Raw genomic sequence first — 15887 nt, 5'->3', positions numbered from 1 at the left:
TGACAGGATGTCGATGCGTCAATGTGCACGCATTGACGCGGCGTTGCCACAATTGGCGTAAATTGCTGACCGAATTGCGACGGGCGCTGTAGCGCCCGTCGCCTCATGTCCGCGTGCCTGCAACGCCTTCGCTCAAGATCCGGTGCCTCAATGTTGTCTGCCCCCTCATTCCCAGTGGTGCGCACGTGCGCGGTGTTGGCGTCGTCATCGGAGCGCTGCGCGTGAGCGCTGCGTTCGGGCGCTTCCCGGCCGGTAACGGTGTCGTCGCCGAGCGGGTGCGGGCGATGGACTGGCACGCCACCCCGGTCGGTGCGGTCGAGACCTGGCCCAGCGCGCTGCGCAATGCGGTCAACCTCATGCTGGCCTCGCCCGAGAGCATGTACGTGGTGTGGGGTGATGCACTGACGTTCTTCTTCAACGACGCCTACAGCCCCATCCTGGGCACACGTCTGGAAGGCGCGTTGGGTGCACCGCTGCGCGAGTTGTGGGCCGATGCGTGGGACGCCGTGCGGCCGCCGATCGAGCGCGCCTTCGCCGGCGAGTCCTCGCGCTTCGAGAACATGCCGGTGGTCATGGCGCGGGGCGGTGTTCCCGAAGACACCTGGTGGACCTTCTCCTTCTCACCCATCTACCTGGATGACGGCAGCGTCGGCGGCGCATTCTGCGTCACCAAGGAAGTCACCCAGGCCATCGTCGCGCAGCAACGGCTTGCCCAGGAGAACCAGCGCCTGATCGCGCTGTTCGACAAGTCGCCGATGTTCATGGCGTTCCTGAGCGGTCCCGAGCACCGCATCGAGCTGGCCAACCCCGGGTACGAGCGGCTGGTGGGCCATCGTGACGTACTCGGCAAGTGCATCCGCGATGCGCTGCCGGAGGTGGTGGAGCAGGGCTTCCTGCCATTGCTGGACCAGGTCTACCGCACCGGCCAGCCGTATACCGGCAGCGAAGTCATCTACGATGCGCCGCTGGCGACCGATCCGTCCAGCGGCCGACGCCAGCTGGACATCGTGTTCCAGCCGGTGCTGGGCGAGGACGGCAGTACCGCCGGCGTGTTCGTGCAGGGTCTGGACATCACCCCGCACATGGAGCTGCAGCGGTCGATGCGCGAGGTGGAAGCGCGCAACCGCCAGATCATCGACAGCGCCAGCGACTACGCCATCGTCGCCTCCGACCTGGAAGGCCGGGTGACCCTGTGGAATGCCGGCGCCGAGCACCTCTTCGGCTGGAGCGAGGCGGAGATGCTTGGCCGCAGCGTCGAGGTGATCTACACGCCTGAAGACATCAACGCCGGGCGCCTGAAGCACAACCAGCAGATCGCCATCGACGCCGGCGGTGTCAGCGGCGAGCGCTGGCTGCAGCACAAATCCGGTGCGCGCTTCTGGGCGAACGGATCGATGACGGTGTTGCGCGGTGAGGACGGCGCGGTGCTGGGCTTCGTCAAGGTGCTGGGCGATCGCACCGAACAGCAGCGTGCCGGCATGGCGCTGGCGCACAGCGAGCGACGACTCGGCGCGCTGGTAAGTGCCTCTTCGCAGTCGCTGTATGCCACGTCCGCTGACTGGCGCGAGATGCGGCCGATCCTCGGTGCCGGTGCCTCGGCCGAAATCCTGCCCGTCATCACCGGCTGGCGCGAGGAGCGGGTGCATCCGGACGATCGCGGTGCGCTGGAGGCGGCCATCGCGCTGGCGATGGGCCAGCGCCAGCCACTGCGACTGGAACACCGCGCCCTGCTGCCCGACGGCAGCGTGCGCTGGGTGTTGATGCGCGCGGTGCCACTGCTGGACGATGCCGGCGAGGTGACCGAGTGGTTCGGTACCGCCTCGGATGTGACCGAGCGGCGACAGGCCGAACAGCAGCTGCGCCAGCTCACCCTGACCCTGGAAGAGCGCGTGCAGGCGCGCAGCGCCGAACTGCAGGTGGCCGAAGAGCGCCTGCGACAGAGCCAGAAGATGGAAGCGGTGGGGCAGCTCACCGGTGGCCTGGCGCATGACTTCAACAACCTGCTGACTGCCATCTCCGTTGGCCTGGAACTGCTGGAACTGCGCATCGAGCAGGGACGCTTCGACGATATCGGACGTTACCTGGAGATGGCCCAGTCCAGCGCGGCGCGGGCCACCGCGTTGACCCAGCGCCTGCTGGCGTTCTCGCGGCGGCAGACGCTGGCGCCCACGCCGGTGGTGGTCGAAGACAGAGTGAGCGAGATGCTCGATATCATCTCGCGCACGCTGGGGCCGTCGATTTCGATTACCACCGACCTTCAGTCCTCGCCGTGGGCGGTGCTGGTGGATGCGCCGCAGCTGGAAAACGCGCTGCTCAACCTGTGCATCAATGCGCGCGATGCGATGCCCGAGGGCGGCCCGCTGGCGATCCGCACGGCCAACGTGGCACTCGATGACGTCGTAGCGGCGCAGTTGGAGGTTCCGCCCGGCGACTACGTATGCCTGTCGGTACGGGATGCCGGCAGCGGCATGGAGCCGGCAGTGATCGCCAAGGCGTTCGAGCCGTTCTTCACCACCAAGCCGATCGGGCAGGGCACCGGCCTGGGGTTGTCGATGATTTACGGCTTCACTCGCCAGTCCGGCGGCCAGGTGCGCATCGACTCCGAACCCGGCCACGGCACCACCGTGCACCTGTACCTGCCGCGTTTTGCCGGTGAGGCCGCCGAGCACAGCGCGCAGCCGGCGCCCGATGTCGGTGAACACGACCGCGTGGCAAACGTGGGCACGGTACTGGTCGTGGAAGACGAGGACGCGGTCCGCGCACTGGTCACCGAAGTGCTGGCCAGCTCGGGCTATCGCGTGCTGGAGGCGCCGGAAGGCGGCCGCGCCATCGAAACCCTGCAATCCGATGAGAGCATCGACCTGCTGGTGACCGACGTTGGTTTGACCGGTGGGTTGAACGGCCGGCAGGTGGCCGACGCCGGGCGCCAGGTGCGCCCGGGCCTGCCGGTGCTGTTCATCACCGGCTATGCCGCCTCCGCTGCCGTGGGTGCGGGGCAATTGGAGGCGGGCATGGAAGTGCTGACCAAACCGTTCACCGCTGCCGAACTGGAACGCCGGGCGCGGGCGTTGCTGTCCACCGAAGGCGCGACGTGAGTGCCTAGATGAGTTCGTGCACCGTGCCCAGCAGTTGCTTGAGCGTAAAGGGTTTCCTCAGCAGCTTCATGTCACCGCAGAGGAAGTCCGGACGGGCCCCCGCGGTACCGGCGTAGCCGGTCACCAGCAGGATCGGCATCGTCGGGTGGAGCGCGTTGGCGATCTGGGCGAGGTCGCGACCGTCCATGCCCGGTAGTCCCACATCGGAGAGCAGCAGGTCAAACGGGCCCTCGGTCTTCAGGCAGTGCAGGGCGGTTTCGGCATCGGCAGTGGGCAGGACGTCGAAGCCATCATCGCTGAGGATGTCCCGGGTCATCTCGCGGATGGCGGCATCGTCTTCGACCAGCAGTACGCGGCATCGTTCGTGAGGAGAGGGCAATGAAACCTCCAGCAGTGGTCGGGTAAAGCATCGGCCAGCGGATGCGGAGGTTCAGAGTAGCGCCATGTCGCGTTAGTCTGCCGTGCATCAATCGGGAAGGTGCTGTCATCATTTCGCGACGGGGCCCAGCGTTCAGGCCCCGCCGCAGTGTCCGGCCTGCTGGCCTAGAACTTCCAACCCACGCGTGCGTAATAGAAGCCGCCGTTGAATCCATAAGGCGAATGCACCGGATACTCGGCACCGGCCACGCCCGACCACGGGTTCTTCGACGGCACGCGGTCGAACAGATTCTGCGCGCCCAACTTGATGTACATTCCTGACGCGAATGCCCAGCCCACCTCCGCATCGACGAGCATCGCGCTGCCACCGTAGATCGGCAGGCCACCGTCGGCGGCGGAAATCACGCCGCTGTCGAGGTGGTCTTCGTACCAGCTGCTGTAGTAGTTCAGGCGCAGGTTGGCGTGGAAGATCTGCCGTTGGTGGTGGATGCTGAAATATCCCTTGGTGCGGGGCAGCGACTTCTCCAGTTTGTAGACCCGCGCGGCATCGATGAAATCGGTGTCGTAACGGTCCACCTCGGTGCGGTTCCAGTTGGCGGCCACGGCGTAGGTGGTGACGCCGCCGAAGTGGTTGCTCTTGTAGCTGGTGACCAGATCGGCGCCGGTGGTGGTGGTATCGAAGGCATTGCCGAAGTAGGTCACCTGCGAGATCGATGCTGCTTCCGGATTGCCGCCGGCCACCAGCGCCGCGCGTTCTTCCGGGGTCACCACGAAGCTGGTGCTGAGCGCGATCCGGTCCTTCACCTTGATCTGGTAGCCGTCCAACGTCACCAGCCAGTCGCCACGGGTCCAGACCGCACCCAGTGACACGTTCCGGGATTCCTCCGGGGTGAGCGGGCGGGCGCCCTTGAGCTGGGCGATGGGATTGGTCGGCGGCAGCGTGGCGATGTCTTCCAGCGCGGTGCCACCGAACACGGTGCTGATCTGGCTGATGTTGGCCTGGCCGGGCGTGGGCGCACGGAAGCCGGTGTTGTAGGCGCCGCGCAACGCGAATGCCTCGTTGACATCGAAGCGTGCGGTGAACTTGCCGGTGGTGGTGCTGCCGAACGAATCGTAGTCCTCATAACGCAGTGCGCCGGCCAGCAGCAGGCGCTCGGTGAGCTGCGCCTCGAGGTCGGCATAGGCGGCCCAGTTGCGGCGATCGAAGGTGCCGGCGGTGCGCGTGCTGAAGCCATTGAAGCCGTTTGAACCCAGCGCGAAGCCCTGTTCGGTCAGCGGCCCGATCGCGGTCGATGGACCGTCGCCGGGACTGATGGTGAAGCTCTCTTCGCGCCATTCCGCGCCCAGCGCCAGACGCAGCGGCTGGGCGGTGAACGTGGTGGCGATATCGCGGCTCACATCGACGTTGAGGTTCTTTTCGGTCTGGGTGTTTCCACCCGGGCGGAAGGACAGGCCCTGCGGCTGCGCCGGGCCCAGCGAGGCATTGACGGTGTTGTAGATGACAAAGTCGATGTCGTTGCGGCCCCATGAACCACTCACATCCCAGTACCAGTCACCCCAGAGGCCCTTGGCCCCGGCCACCACCGACGCGTCTTCCAGCGAGCCACCGAAGCGCGGGGTGAAGCCGCCCGGCAGGGTGGACAGGAAGGTGAAACAGTTCGACGGCAGCGCCGCCACCGCCGCGCTCACCGAACTGTACGGCAGCAGGTTGCCGCCCCCGTCGCGCAGTGCGATGCCCGGGCAGGCACCGGCACCGCTCAGATTGCCAACCAGCAGGGTGTCGCCGCCATCGTTGGAGTACACCCCCGAGCGCGCGGTGGGGTCGCGGTAGTAGAAGCCGCCGTCGACCTTGCGCTTGGCGTAGTTGCCGAACAGGTAGAGGTCCACGCTGTCGGTGGACAGGCCCAGGTTGGCCACCACATTCAGATCGTTGTTCACCTGCGGCGAGCCCCAGGTCTGCGCCGGTTGCCCGACGCCAGGGTAGCCGGCGGCGATGGCGGCCGCGGCATCGTCGCGTTGCACGCTGCGCGAGGTGTCGTCCGCCTTGCGCCATTCGGCGGTAAGCGTGGCAAAACCACGCGCGGTCAAGGGCAGGCCGATCTGCGCCGCGTACTGCGTGGTCAGCCCGTCACCTTGGTAGTACTTTCCGGTGAATACCTCCGCGCTGCCGCCTTCGCGCAGCTTCTTCAGGCCGAAATTGATCACCCCGGCAATCGCATCCGACCCGTACTGTGCGGCCGCGCCGTCACGCAGCACGTCCACCTGTTCCAACGCCAGCGATGGAAATACCGACAGGTCCGGGCCCTGTGCACCGTCGGACAGGCCGTGACCGAGGAAGGTGATCACCGCCGCCCGGTGGAAGCGTTTGCCGTTGACCAGCAGCAGGGTGTTGTCCGGCGGCAGGCCACGCAGGTTGGCCGGACGCACCAGGCTGGCGGCATCGTCGATGGGAATCGTGCTGACGTTGAAGGAGGGGACCAGCACCCGCAACTGGTCGAGCGCATCGGTGGCGCCCTGGTTGCGGAACTCTTCCCCGCTGATGATGTCAATCGGCACTGCCGAGGACGACACCGTGCGCGGCTTGGTACGACTGCCCAGAACCGAAACCGTCTCCAGGGTAGCGGCGTCCGCCGTGCCTGGGGGTGTGCTGTCCTGTGCCGTCGCAACGGAACTGGAGAACAGCAGGGTGGTGGCCAGCGCCACGTGTACTGCAGATGCCAATGGCGAAATTGCTTTCGGAGCGTGAACACACTTGCCAATGCTGTCGTTCATGCGTGCACCTTGCAGTCGGAGTGTTGGAGGTACCGTTCTCTTAGTGGGTCATCCCATGGGTTCTCCCTGCGCGGCAGGGGATCTGCTGCGCTGCAGCAATAATTAACAGAAGTTAAATGCAGCTGCAACACGGGTGTGCTGCATGCGCCGGCCGGGCGGTGCGTCGTACGAACGTCCCCCCGTGCTGCGGGGCGGACGACTGGCATAAATGTAACTGTCACTGTTACATTAAACGCCATCTTCCGCCGTAGGCCGTCATGTCCTTTTCCGATCCCGATGCGGTAGCGCGCTACGCCGACACGCTCGTCCGTCAGGTACCGGGTGTGCAGGCGCTGCATCAGATGGCGCACGTGCTGCTCGCCGAGCGGGTTCCGCAGGCGGGCAGGGTGCTCGTGCTTGGTGCAGGCGGAGGGATGGAACTGCGCGTCTTCGCCGAGTGCAGCCCCGACTGGCACTTCACCGGCGTGGACCCGTCCGCGGAGATGCTCGCGCTGGCCACGCGCGTGCTGGGCAGCCTGTCCCCGCGCGTCGAACTGATCCAGGGCTACATCGATGCTGCGCCCGTCGTCGCGTTCGATGGCGCCACGTGTCTGCTGACACTGCACTTTCTATCGCGCGAAGAACGCCTGCACACCCTGCGCGAACTCCGGCGCCGCCTGAGGCCGGGCGCACCGCTGGTGGTCGCCCACCACAGCGTGCCCCGCGATCCGGATGAAAAGCGCGTGTGGTTCCAACGCTGGGCCGCGTTCGTCACCGCCCGCGGCATCGGCGGGGAGAGCGCCGAAGCACGCGCCGAGGCGATTGCCAGCAGGCTGCCCACGCTCGCGCCGGAAGAAGAGGTGACGCTGCTGGAGCAGGCCGGTTTCGAGCGGCCCGCGCTGTTCTACGCTGCGCTGTCGTTCCGCGGCTGGGTTGCCTACGCCGTGCAGGATCAGCCGGGGTAGGTGGGGAAACGCTCGTCGGGGTGGTGCTTCTTCCACTCGGTGTGGGCGACGGTGCCTTCCCAGGCGATGAACGCCTTCGGCGGACGCCCGCGACCTGTCCAGGTCTCACCGCTATAGGGCAGCCAGAAGCGTGGCGGCAGGTCTTCGCGAGGCGGTCTGCTGGCCTTGACGCGCTTGGGCAGGGCGGTCCGTGCGGGCGCTGCGTCGGCGCCGATGATCGCGCGGATCCTGGCTTGCTGCTCCGGGCTGAAGTCTTGGTAGCAGGCCTTGAGCAGCAGCGTCACGCGGTCGTAGGCTTCCCGGGTGGCGGCACGCAGCAGCGCCGGATCGTCCATGCTTGATCGCGCCAGCAGATCGTCCAGGGCAACAGGGAGTGATGAGGCGGCTGGAGCACCGGGGGACGTGCGCGGCATGGAATTCCGGGGTGAAGAGTTGGCGAGTGGGGCACGATAGCAAATGCACGTGTACACATCGCCAATTCCCTTGTCAGTGGCTTCGGCGTGCCTGCCCATCGGCGGGCTTGGCCGGCGCAGGGGCAGGCAGACGCCGCAATACTGCCTTGTCCACCTTGGCGGCAACACCAACGCTGCGCCCGGCCAGGTTGGCCACGTGATATTGCACCGCCACGCCCAGCACCTGGGTCGCCTCGGACAGGTTCAGCCCGTAGGCCTGGCGCAGCCACTGCAGCATGCCCGACGTCGCCAGCCGCAGCGCGTCGTCGCTGGAACCGCCCTGGCCGAGCGTCATGACCTGGGTGGGCGATTCGACGCGCGGGGTGGCGATCGACTGTTGCTTCACCAGCGCCACCTTTACCACCACGTCCAGCGAGGTCTCCAACGCCCACTGCGTGGTTTCGCCATCGCCCTGCAAGGCGTGCCCGTCGCCCAGATACAACAATGCACCGGGCTGCTGCACCTGCAGGTAGACGGTGTTGCCTTCGACGACGGTATTGAAGTCCATGTTGCCGCCGAAATCGCCGGTATCGCCGGTGGAAAATGCCGGGTAGCCGAAGCCGGGGGCGACGGCGAGCCCGCCCAGCATCGGCTTTACCGGAATCTCGAATTGCTTCAGTGCCCCGGTGGCACCGTCCGGGCGGGCGATACCCTTCGCGCGGTCCAGCGTCCAGCGCACCGGTTTGCCCAGGGACGCGCTTTCGGCCGCGACCCGTGGGGTCTTCAGCCGCCCCACCACACCATCCAGGCTGTCGGCGTAATCGCGGTTCAGCTTCAGCGAGGTCAGCGTGATCGCCAGGGTGTCGCCCGGTTCTGCACCGGCCACGAAGAACGGGCCCACCTGCGGATTGCCGAACAGCGCTCGGGTAACGCCGTTCTCGTCGACGCCGCCGGAGTCCAGCGTACGGGTCTGCACCGAATCGCCCGGTTGGATCACCAATACCGGCGCGCGATCCGCGCTGAAGGTATTGGAATAGTCCGTTGGCGTGAACACATGCAACTGCGGGGTGGTGGAGGCGGGCGTTGGCACGCGCCATGCCTTGAAGGCGTGGGTGGCACGCACGGCGCGGTTGTTGGTGTCGGGTTGGTCGCTCTGGCCCTGCATGCGTTCGCCGTCGATGCGGCCGGTGAAGTGATACACCTGTCCGTCGCTATCGGTTGCCGTGAACTGCAGGGTGTCGCCGACCCGCGTGCCTTCGATCCGATCCGCATCCAGCCTGCCCTGGATGCGCTCGCCGCGGGTGTCCAGCTGCAGGGTCTGATGATTGTTGTTGCCCCATAGGTCGGTTGTCACGATCCATTGTTCGGCGGCACGTGCGTTGAGTGGCAGGACAGCCAGCAACAATGGAAGCAACTTGGAGGGCGTAAACACGGCGTGTGGCATCCGCAGGGCCCGCAAGGGCGTATGCCGCAGCCTATGCGCTTGCCCACCGGCGACACAGTGTCGAAGGTAACCCGGCGCTGCCCGGTGGAGTCGCTTATGATCGCCCCACTTCATTCCCGCGGCGGCGTCATGGATCGAGCCCGTTCCCATCCTGCCTGGCGACAGCACCTGTGGGCGTTGCTCTCCACGCTCACGCTGCTGCTGTGCTGCGCCGTGCCGGCCTTGGCGCAGACCGCCCGCAAACCCTCGCCGTACGAATACCGCCCGGGCAGCGATAGCGCGCCTGTGCAGCCGACGACCGGGCCGGACTCCCTCGCGCGCATCGACACCCGCGCGCAGTTCATGCAGCTGGCCCGTGTCTACAACGCCGGTACGGCGCTGGAGATGCCGCATCTGATCTTCGTGATCGACCGGCAGAATGCGGCACGCATCTACTACATCAATACGCCCCGCTTCGCGCTGCACGAGCAGTTCGTGCGTCGCCAGGGACTGCTGCGTTCGTTGGACAAGGCAACCCTCAACGCGCAGTACCGTGATCCGCAGCGACGCTTTCTGTTCGGCACGTTGAGCTGGCAGAAGGACCTGCCGGGCTACACCTACGAGTTCTGGGAGGGTGACAGGCTCACCGCGTCCCTGCTGCGGCAGACCGACACGGTGCTGCGGGCCTCGTTCGGCGAGCCCATCCGCTTCAAGACCAACTCCACCCAGCACGAGCAGCTGGCCAGCGGCATGGGGCTGGCCTACGTCAGCCAGGAAGCGTTGTTGCGTGAGCAGCGTTTCCTGCCGTTGAACACCGGCCGCGCCGAGGGCCGGCTGCGGATCGTGCGCACGGAGGCGCAGCTGCGCACGCTGGCGCCGCAGGACATCCCGGTACTGGACGAGGTGCCCATCGCATTGACGCCGGTAGCAGGGCTGGTGACCCAGCGCCCGTCCACGCTGCTGTCCCACGTCAACCTGCTGGCCAAGGGCTGGGGCATCCCCAACGTATATGTGCGCGACGCGCAGCAGGCGCTGCGCCAATATGACGGACGCTGGGTGGCGCTGGAGGTCAGCAACAACGACTACCGGGTAACGCCACTGACGCGGCCGGCAAGGGCGCCCTCGGCCCCTGCGGCGCGCCCGGCGGCGCGCAACCTGCCACGCCCGGACCTGAGCGTGGTCGCGCTCAAGCCCTTGGCGTCGCTGCGTGCGCGTGACAGCAGCCACTGCGGGGTGAAGGCTGCCAACCTGGGCACACTGAAGACGGCGCTGCCCCCGGCGGCGCGCGTACCCGATGGCTTCTGCATTCCGTTCTCGCACTATCAGGCGATGATGAAACGGCTGCAGATGGCCGAGCGACTACAGCAGCTGCAGCGTCGCCCGGGCTTCAGTGCCGACCCGGACATCCGCCGCGATGCGCTGGCGGCGCTGCGTGCGGAGATCAGCAATGCCAGGCCCGATCCGGCGTTCGTCCGCGCCCTGGACGCGCAATGGCAGGGGCAACTGAAGGGGGCCGCGGTGTTTGTACGCAGCTCTTCCAATTCCGAGGATCTGCCCGGCTTCAGTGGCGCCGGCCTGTACACCACCGTCCCCAACGTGACGCGTGCCGATGCCCTGGCCAAGGCGGTGCAGACGGTCTGGGCATCGGTCTACAACTTCGAGGCCTATGAAGCGCGCGCGGCGGCGGGGCTGCGACAGGACGCGGTGGCCATGGCGGTGCTGGTTCAGCGTGCTGCGCCTTCGGACAGTTCCGGAGTGATGATCACCCGCGATCCCTTCGACGCCGCCCGCCGCCACATCACCTACATTTCGGCCAAGCGCGGGCTGGGAATCCGCGTGGTGGAGGGCAAGCGCCAAGCCGAACAAGTGATGTATTCGAACTGGTCCAAGGCGGTGCAGGTCCTGAGCCGGTCGGCCGAAGATACCCAGCTGGTGGCCAAGGCGGGCGGCGGCGTCCGCGAAGTTCCCATTACCGGCTCACGCCAGGTGCTGACCGATGCGCTGATCGTGCGGTTGGCCAACGTCGGGGCCGCTACCAAGCAGGCGCTGGGCGGTGTGGACCAGGACATCGAGTGGGCCGTGGTCGGCGATGAGGTGCTGATGCTGCAGTCGCGGCCCTATGTGGATGGACGCGGGCGATAGTGGGCTACTGGCTCATCGGATAGGAGCCGGCACAGACGTCGCCTTCTTCGACACCGGTAATCCATGCCTGCAGTTGTTTGATCCGGTCGCGCGTGAGCTGCTCATACTCGCCGCTCTGGCACATCGGCAGCACGCTGCCATAGTCGGCCGGACTCGGATACCGCGCTGCGATCTGCGCATCACGGAAGACGATCCAGGCGCGCTGCGATGCCTTCAGTTTGTCCAGGAACACCTTGTCCTGGGCATTGGCGGCCAACACCTTCGCGTAAACGCGGTTGAGTTCGGCATCGGCCGAGTGCGCGGTGAGGCTGGCGCATTGGTTGAGTCCGGCTTGGGCTTGATTGGGGCTGTCGCAGGCCATGCCATCGGAGGTGCGCGCGGGTGCGGCTGGCGTGGAGGGCCTTTTTCCCTGGGCGTGCGCCGATGCCGCCAGGCAGAGGGAAAACGCAAGAGTGAAAAGCATCGCAGGACCTTTCATTGGCGTCGCTCCAGGCCAGATAGAACAGAGGGACATCTCAGCCGCTGTAGCCTCGGATGCGCATGCATTTCTTGATCAGGTCCGATTTCTCCATCCCGCGCACGACACCGTCTCCGACCGCGTCTCCCGTGCTTTTGGGCGCTCGCCCATCGCCGGTCGTGGCCTTGGAGGCGTCGTAGTCGCACTCGGCCAGATCGTGCTGCTTCTGCGACTCGCTCGCGCCGGGCTTGCTCCAGCCCTTGATCTGGGCAGTACCGCATCCAGTGAACATCACGGCGCTGCAAAGCAGCGCGACACCGCGGAGTGCGTTGGTATCCATGGCGATCTCGGTGGATTGGGTCATGGCGGGGCTGGCCACGGCGGCATTAACGGGCGCGACGGGTTAAAGCCGCGTGAGCAGGGGGACGGGGCTCATCCATCGCCCCTGGACGTGCTCCAGGCGCTCAGCAACCAACACCCGCTATTGATCGCCATCGGCGCGCCGTACCGTGGGTGTCACGCAACGGAGATCAGGATGTCCGTGTTCCGTTGCCGCCAAACGCCAATGGTCTACGCCAGCCAGATTCTGCATGACGATGAGGTGCCGTACTGCAGTGCTGGCGACCGGTGCCCAGCCTGAGGCGCTGTAGCAGGTGGCCGATAGCGGACGTCAAGGCGAATACGCGTCAAGATGGTTGGCAAGGCGGTCGATACTGTTCGCATCGACCACCGCAGCCACATAGCCATCGGGCCTGATCAGCACCCACTCGCCAGGCGCCATTCCGTAGGCATCTTCAACGTGTCGATCCGTATCGCGCAGATCGCCCGCCGGGCCGAAGACGTGCACCTGCAAGCCGCTACGCACTGGTGCGATGGCGCGATCGCTCGCGTAGCCCAGCAGCGTCCAGTGCGTGCCGCGCAACACCTCGAACAGCCGCACGGGCTGGCCACCAGCACCCAGCAACGGCGCATCCGGGGCGCGGTCGCCTGGCGTGATGCATCCCGTGCGAAACGCGCCCGCGAGCGATAGAGACGACGGCCGATACCCGAGGTCCAGCTGCTGCACCTCGCGCCCGCGCCGGTTGTCGCCGCGCTGGGCGTCATCCAGCAGGCGGGTGGCCAAACCCAGCATGGACGCTGCAATGGGGCGACGTTCTTCCTCGTAGGTGTCCAGCAACGCCGCCGGCGCGCCCTGCAGCACCGATGCCAGCTTCCAGCCAAGGTTGTACGCATCCTGCGCGCTGGTATTGAGGCCTTGGCCGCCGGTCGGAGGGTGCGTATGGGCAGCGTCGCCGACCAGGAACACGCGGCCGATGCGGTAGCGTTCGGCAAGCCGCGCGTGCATCCGGTAGGCCGACGCCCACGAGACGTCTTCAACGACGAGGTCGGTGCGACCGGTCCGCTCGCGCACCATCGCCGCCAGCCCGTTCACCGACAGATCCACCTCACCGTCGAGCGGCACCGGCGCCTGCAGTTGGAACAGGGCGGTTCCCATCAGCGGACACAACGAAATGCGGCGCGCCATGTCGTCCTCGTTGAACGTGTGCCACGCATCGCGCGGCAGCCCCTGCAGCACGATGTCGGCCACCACCGCGCGCACCCCGAGGGTCTTGCCGGGGAATCCAATATCCAACGCCTGGCGTACGAAGCTGCGTCCGCCGTCGGCACCGATCAGATACCGGGCGCGCACGGTCTGCTCGCCCGACGGCGTAGCAAGGTGGACGCTGACGCCATCACCGTCCTGCTCGAATCCCACTACCGCGTGGCCAAATTCGACGTGATGCCCCAGTTCTGCCAAGCGGTCGCGCATCACCGCTTCGGTCAGGAACTGCGGCACCATCAGCGGCTGCCGATAAGGCTCGGCCGGGGTTGCCGGCGACGCCTCCAGCACGAGGGCATCGGTGCTGCTGCCATCGGCATGGTGGCTGCGCGACACGGGGTAGGGCCCGCCTGCGGCGAACAGCCGGTCGATGATGCCCATGTCTTCGAAGATCTCCTGGCTGCGCGGCTGGATGCCCTTGCCGCGCGAGCCATGGAAGGGCTGCTCGCGCTGCTCCAGCAGCCGGAACGCCACCCCACGGCGGGCCAGTTCGATGGCCAGGGTCAGGCCGGCGGCACCGGCGCCGCAGATCACTACTTCAAGGGTGTTGCCCATCGTCTCTCTCCAGGTATGTGTAATATGCACTTACTTGGAGGGGATGCTATGCCGTCGAAAAACAAGGTGCAAGATACACATATTTCGCCGGACCTGAAGGCGCTTCACCTCGCCATGGTCGGCATTGCCAGCGTCATGAACCGCCCGCGCAACGACGAGCGCCTGCTCCAGGAGGCGGGAGTGAAGCTGGACCAGGCCCTGTTCCGGCTGCTGGTGATGATCGAGCGGGTGGGGCCCATCGGGGTGGTGGACCTGGCTGATCGCCTCGGCCGCGATTACACGACCATCAGCCGACAGGTCGCCAAGCTGGCGGCGATGGAACTGGTCACCCGCCGCGGCAATCCGCAGGATCGCCGCATCCGTGAGGCGACCATTGCACCAAAGGGCAAGGAAATGACCGATCGCCTGGACGCGGCGCGTGAGCGGATCGGACGGCATATCTTCCAGTCGTGGGCGCCGCAGGAGGTGGCGGACCTGGTGCGTTTGATGGACCGGTTTGCCAGTGCGCTGGAAGCGCAGGAACATGAGACGGGCAAGCAGGCGCCGGGCCGTTGAGCGACGTTCGTCGCCGAGCCGACCTTGAGGTCCGCTGCAGCGGGGTGGCGCAGGCCGTTCGAACGCGGGCGTAGCACTGTGAGCAGTCGGTGCCGCTCCCAGTCCAGGTGTCCGGTGCCGCACACGCGGCACCGGCCCAATCGCCTCAGCGCTTCGCTTCAGCACCCACCTGCTGCATCAGCACCGCCGCCGTCTCCGACGACGATCCCGGGTTCTGCCCGGTGATCAGCAGGCCATCGCGCACCACATACGAGCCCCAGTCCGGCCCCTTGGAGTAGTCGCCGCCGAGCGCCTTGAGCGTGTCCTCGACCAGGAACGGCACCACCTTGGTAAGACCGACGCCTTCTTCTTCGGTGTTGGTGAAGCCGGTGACCTTCTTGCCGTCAACGAGCGGCGTGCCATCGGCGGCCTTGACGTGACGCAGCACGCCCGGGGCGTGGCAGACCAGGGCGACCGGCTTGCCAGCGGCGATGAACGATTCGATCAGCGCGATGGAGTGGGTGTCTTCGGCCAGGTCCCAGAGCGGGCCATGGCCGCCGGGATAGAACACGGTGTCGAAGTCGGCCTGGTTGATGCTGTCCAGGCGGACGGTGTTGGCCAGTTGCGCATTGGCATCGGCATCGGCCTCGAAGCGACGGGTCAGCTCGGTCTGGAAATCGGGTTCGTTGCTCTTGGGGTCGAGCGGCGGCTGGCCGCCGTTGGGCGAGGCCAGCACGATCTCGGCACCGGCGTCCTTGAAGGTGTAGTAGGGCGCGGCGAGCTCTTCGAGCCAGAAGCCGGTCTTGCGGCCGGTGTTGCCGAGTTGGTCGTGGGAGGTAAGAACGATGAGGACTTTCATGGTGGTGCTCCTTGGGGGTCGATGCGGGATGGGGAGAACAGTAGACCGGTCGTCTAGTAAACGGGTGTGAAAAAAGCAGGTCGCCGATGAATCGCCTGCTGCGTGGCCTTCCCGTCAATGGGAGGGGTGGAGAATCCTGCGGGTGGTGCGCGCTGCGTCGTCGAACGGCTGGGTGTGGCGGACGATCTTGACCATCAGGCTGGCACCCAGCCAGAGCTGATACAGGCTCTGCGCCACGCCATCGGCCGGGTCGTCGGGCGCCAGCGAACCGTCGGCTACGCCGGCGGTGATCGCATGCGCCATCCGTTCGATGATCGCGGCAGTGCCGCGTTTGAGTGACGCCCGCATGCTCTCGGACAGGTCGGCAACCTCGGCACCCAGCTTCACCGCCAGGCACTTGCCTTGGCACTCTTCGAAGGATTGGTTGTCCCGCCACGCCTGGAAATACGCGTCCAGCCGTTGCGCACCGGTCTGGCCGGTCTGGCGGAAGATGCGGTCCATGTCGGCGAGGTAGGCGGCGAAGTACTCCTCGAGCAGGGCTTCCCCAAAGGCGTCCTTGGACCCGAAGTAGTGATAGAACGAGCCCTTCGGCACGCCGGCCGCGGTCAGTACCTCGTTCAGGCCGACGGCGGAAAACCCTTTGCCGCCCATGATCCGCTGGCCGGTGGCCAGGATCTTGTCGCGGACGTCGCTGGTGTCGATGGCGGGTGCAGGGCTCATGGGATGGACTGTACTC

13 protein-coding genes are annotated in these 15887 nt (G+C 66.4%); 4 read left to right on the top strand and 9 right to left on the bottom strand.

Features of this window, described 5'->3' with window-relative positions; translation table 11 throughout:
* Positions 1-284 precede the first annotated feature (284 nt).
* Positions 285-3095, top strand: coding sequence for a hybrid sensor histidine kinase/response regulator (locus AC1DR7_RS00370; RefSeq protein WP_478050991.1), 2811 nt, complete (start codon positions 285-287; stop codon positions 3093-3095).
* A 4-nt stretch (positions 3096-3099) separates the two neighbouring features.
* Here the strand turns inward: AC1DR7_RS00370 and AC1DR7_RS00365 are convergent, their stop codons facing one another.
* Positions 3100-3444 (bottom strand): response regulator, encoded by a 345-nt coding sequence (locus tag AC1DR7_RS00365; protein ID WP_256774371.1) that lies wholly within the window; start codon positions 3442-3444, stop codon positions 3100-3102.
* 194 nt (positions 3445-3638) lie between these two features.
* A complete protein-coding gene (locus AC1DR7_RS00360; protein WP_478050988.1) occupies positions 3639-6194 on the bottom strand; it encodes a TonB-dependent receptor plug domain-containing protein in 2556 nt (851 codons plus the stop codon).
* A gap of 308 nt (positions 6195-6502) precedes the next feature.
* Between AC1DR7_RS00360 and AC1DR7_RS00355 the strand changes: the two genes are divergently transcribed.
* Positions 6503-7189: a class I SAM-dependent methyltransferase gene (locus AC1DR7_RS00355; RefSeq protein WP_457321506.1), complete on the top strand. Its 687-nt coding sequence runs from the start codon at positions 6503-6505 to the stop codon at positions 7187-7189.
* On the opposite strand, the gene AC1DR7_RS00350 is transcribed toward AC1DR7_RS00355, so the two are convergent.
* On the bottom strand, positions 7177-7602 hold the full coding sequence (locus AC1DR7_RS00350; protein WP_478052554.1) for an H-NS family nucleoid-associated regulatory protein: 426 nt from the start codon (positions 7600-7602) through the stop codon (positions 7177-7179). The genes AC1DR7_RS00355 and AC1DR7_RS00350 overlap by 13 nt on opposite strands.
* Before the next feature lie 73 nt (positions 7603-7675).
* Positions 7676-8935, bottom strand: a complete 1260-nt coding sequence (locus AC1DR7_RS00345; protein WP_457319701.1) for an acetamidase/formamidase family protein — start codon at positions 8933-8935, stop codon at positions 7676-7678.
* 219 nt (positions 8936-9154) lie between these two features.
* On the opposite strand from AC1DR7_RS00345, the gene AC1DR7_RS00340 reads away from it, so the two are divergent.
* Complete coding sequence (locus AC1DR7_RS00340) at positions 9155-11146, top strand: PEP/pyruvate-binding domain-containing protein (RefSeq protein WP_457319703.1); 1992 nt, start codon at positions 9155-9157, stop codon at positions 11144-11146.
* Positions 11147-11150: 4 nt separating this feature from the next.
* Here the strand turns inward: AC1DR7_RS00340 and AC1DR7_RS00335 are convergent, their stop codons facing one another.
* From AC1DR7_RS00335 to AC1DR7_RS00325, 3 genes are all read right to left on the bottom strand, one after another.
* Positions 11151-11624: a lysozyme inhibitor LprI family protein gene (locus tag AC1DR7_RS00335; RefSeq protein WP_478051472.1), complete on the bottom strand. Its 474-nt coding sequence runs from the start codon at positions 11622-11624 to the stop codon at positions 11151-11153.
* A gap of 37 nt (positions 11625-11661) precedes the next feature.
* Positions 11662-11967: a hypothetical protein gene (locus AC1DR7_RS00330; RefSeq protein WP_256774238.1), complete on the bottom strand. Its 306-nt coding sequence runs from the start codon at positions 11965-11967 to the stop codon at positions 11662-11664.
* Between the two features lie 306 nt (positions 11968-12273).
* Positions 12274-13737 carry an FAD-dependent oxidoreductase gene (locus AC1DR7_RS00325; RefSeq protein ID WP_478052568.1) on the bottom strand — a complete coding sequence of 488 codons (1464 nt, stop codon included), beginning with the start codon at positions 13735-13737 and terminating at the stop codon, positions 12274-12276.
* Here AC1DR7_RS00325 and AC1DR7_RS00320 point away from each other — a divergent pair.
* On the top strand, positions 13636-14313 hold the full coding sequence (locus tag AC1DR7_RS00320) for a MarR family winged helix-turn-helix transcriptional regulator (RefSeq protein ID WP_478051473.1): 678 nt from the start codon (positions 13636-13638) through the stop codon (positions 14311-14313). The genes AC1DR7_RS00325 and AC1DR7_RS00320 overlap by 102 nt on opposite strands.
* A gap of 145 nt (positions 14314-14458) precedes the next feature.
* On the opposite strand, the gene AC1DR7_RS00315 is transcribed toward AC1DR7_RS00320, so the two are convergent.
* Together AC1DR7_RS00315 and AC1DR7_RS00310 are read right to left on the bottom strand one after the other, a co-directional pair.
* Positions 14459-15151, bottom strand: coding sequence for a type 1 glutamine amidotransferase domain-containing protein (locus AC1DR7_RS00315; RefSeq protein ID WP_457320056.1), 693 nt, complete (start codon positions 15149-15151; stop codon positions 14459-14461).
* 114 nt (positions 15152-15265) lie between these two features.
* Positions 15266-15871 (bottom strand): TetR/AcrR family transcriptional regulator, encoded by a 606-nt coding sequence (locus AC1DR7_RS00310; protein ID WP_457320054.1) that lies wholly within the window; start codon positions 15869-15871, stop codon positions 15266-15268.
* Positions 15872-15887: the final 16 nt, after the last annotated feature.

The sequence above is a fragment of the Stenotrophomonas sp. P5_A9 genome (genome assembly GCF_056400525.1).
The sequence above is the reverse complement of the archived record's forward strand: the minus strand, read 5'-3'. Positions and strand labels throughout refer to the sequence as shown.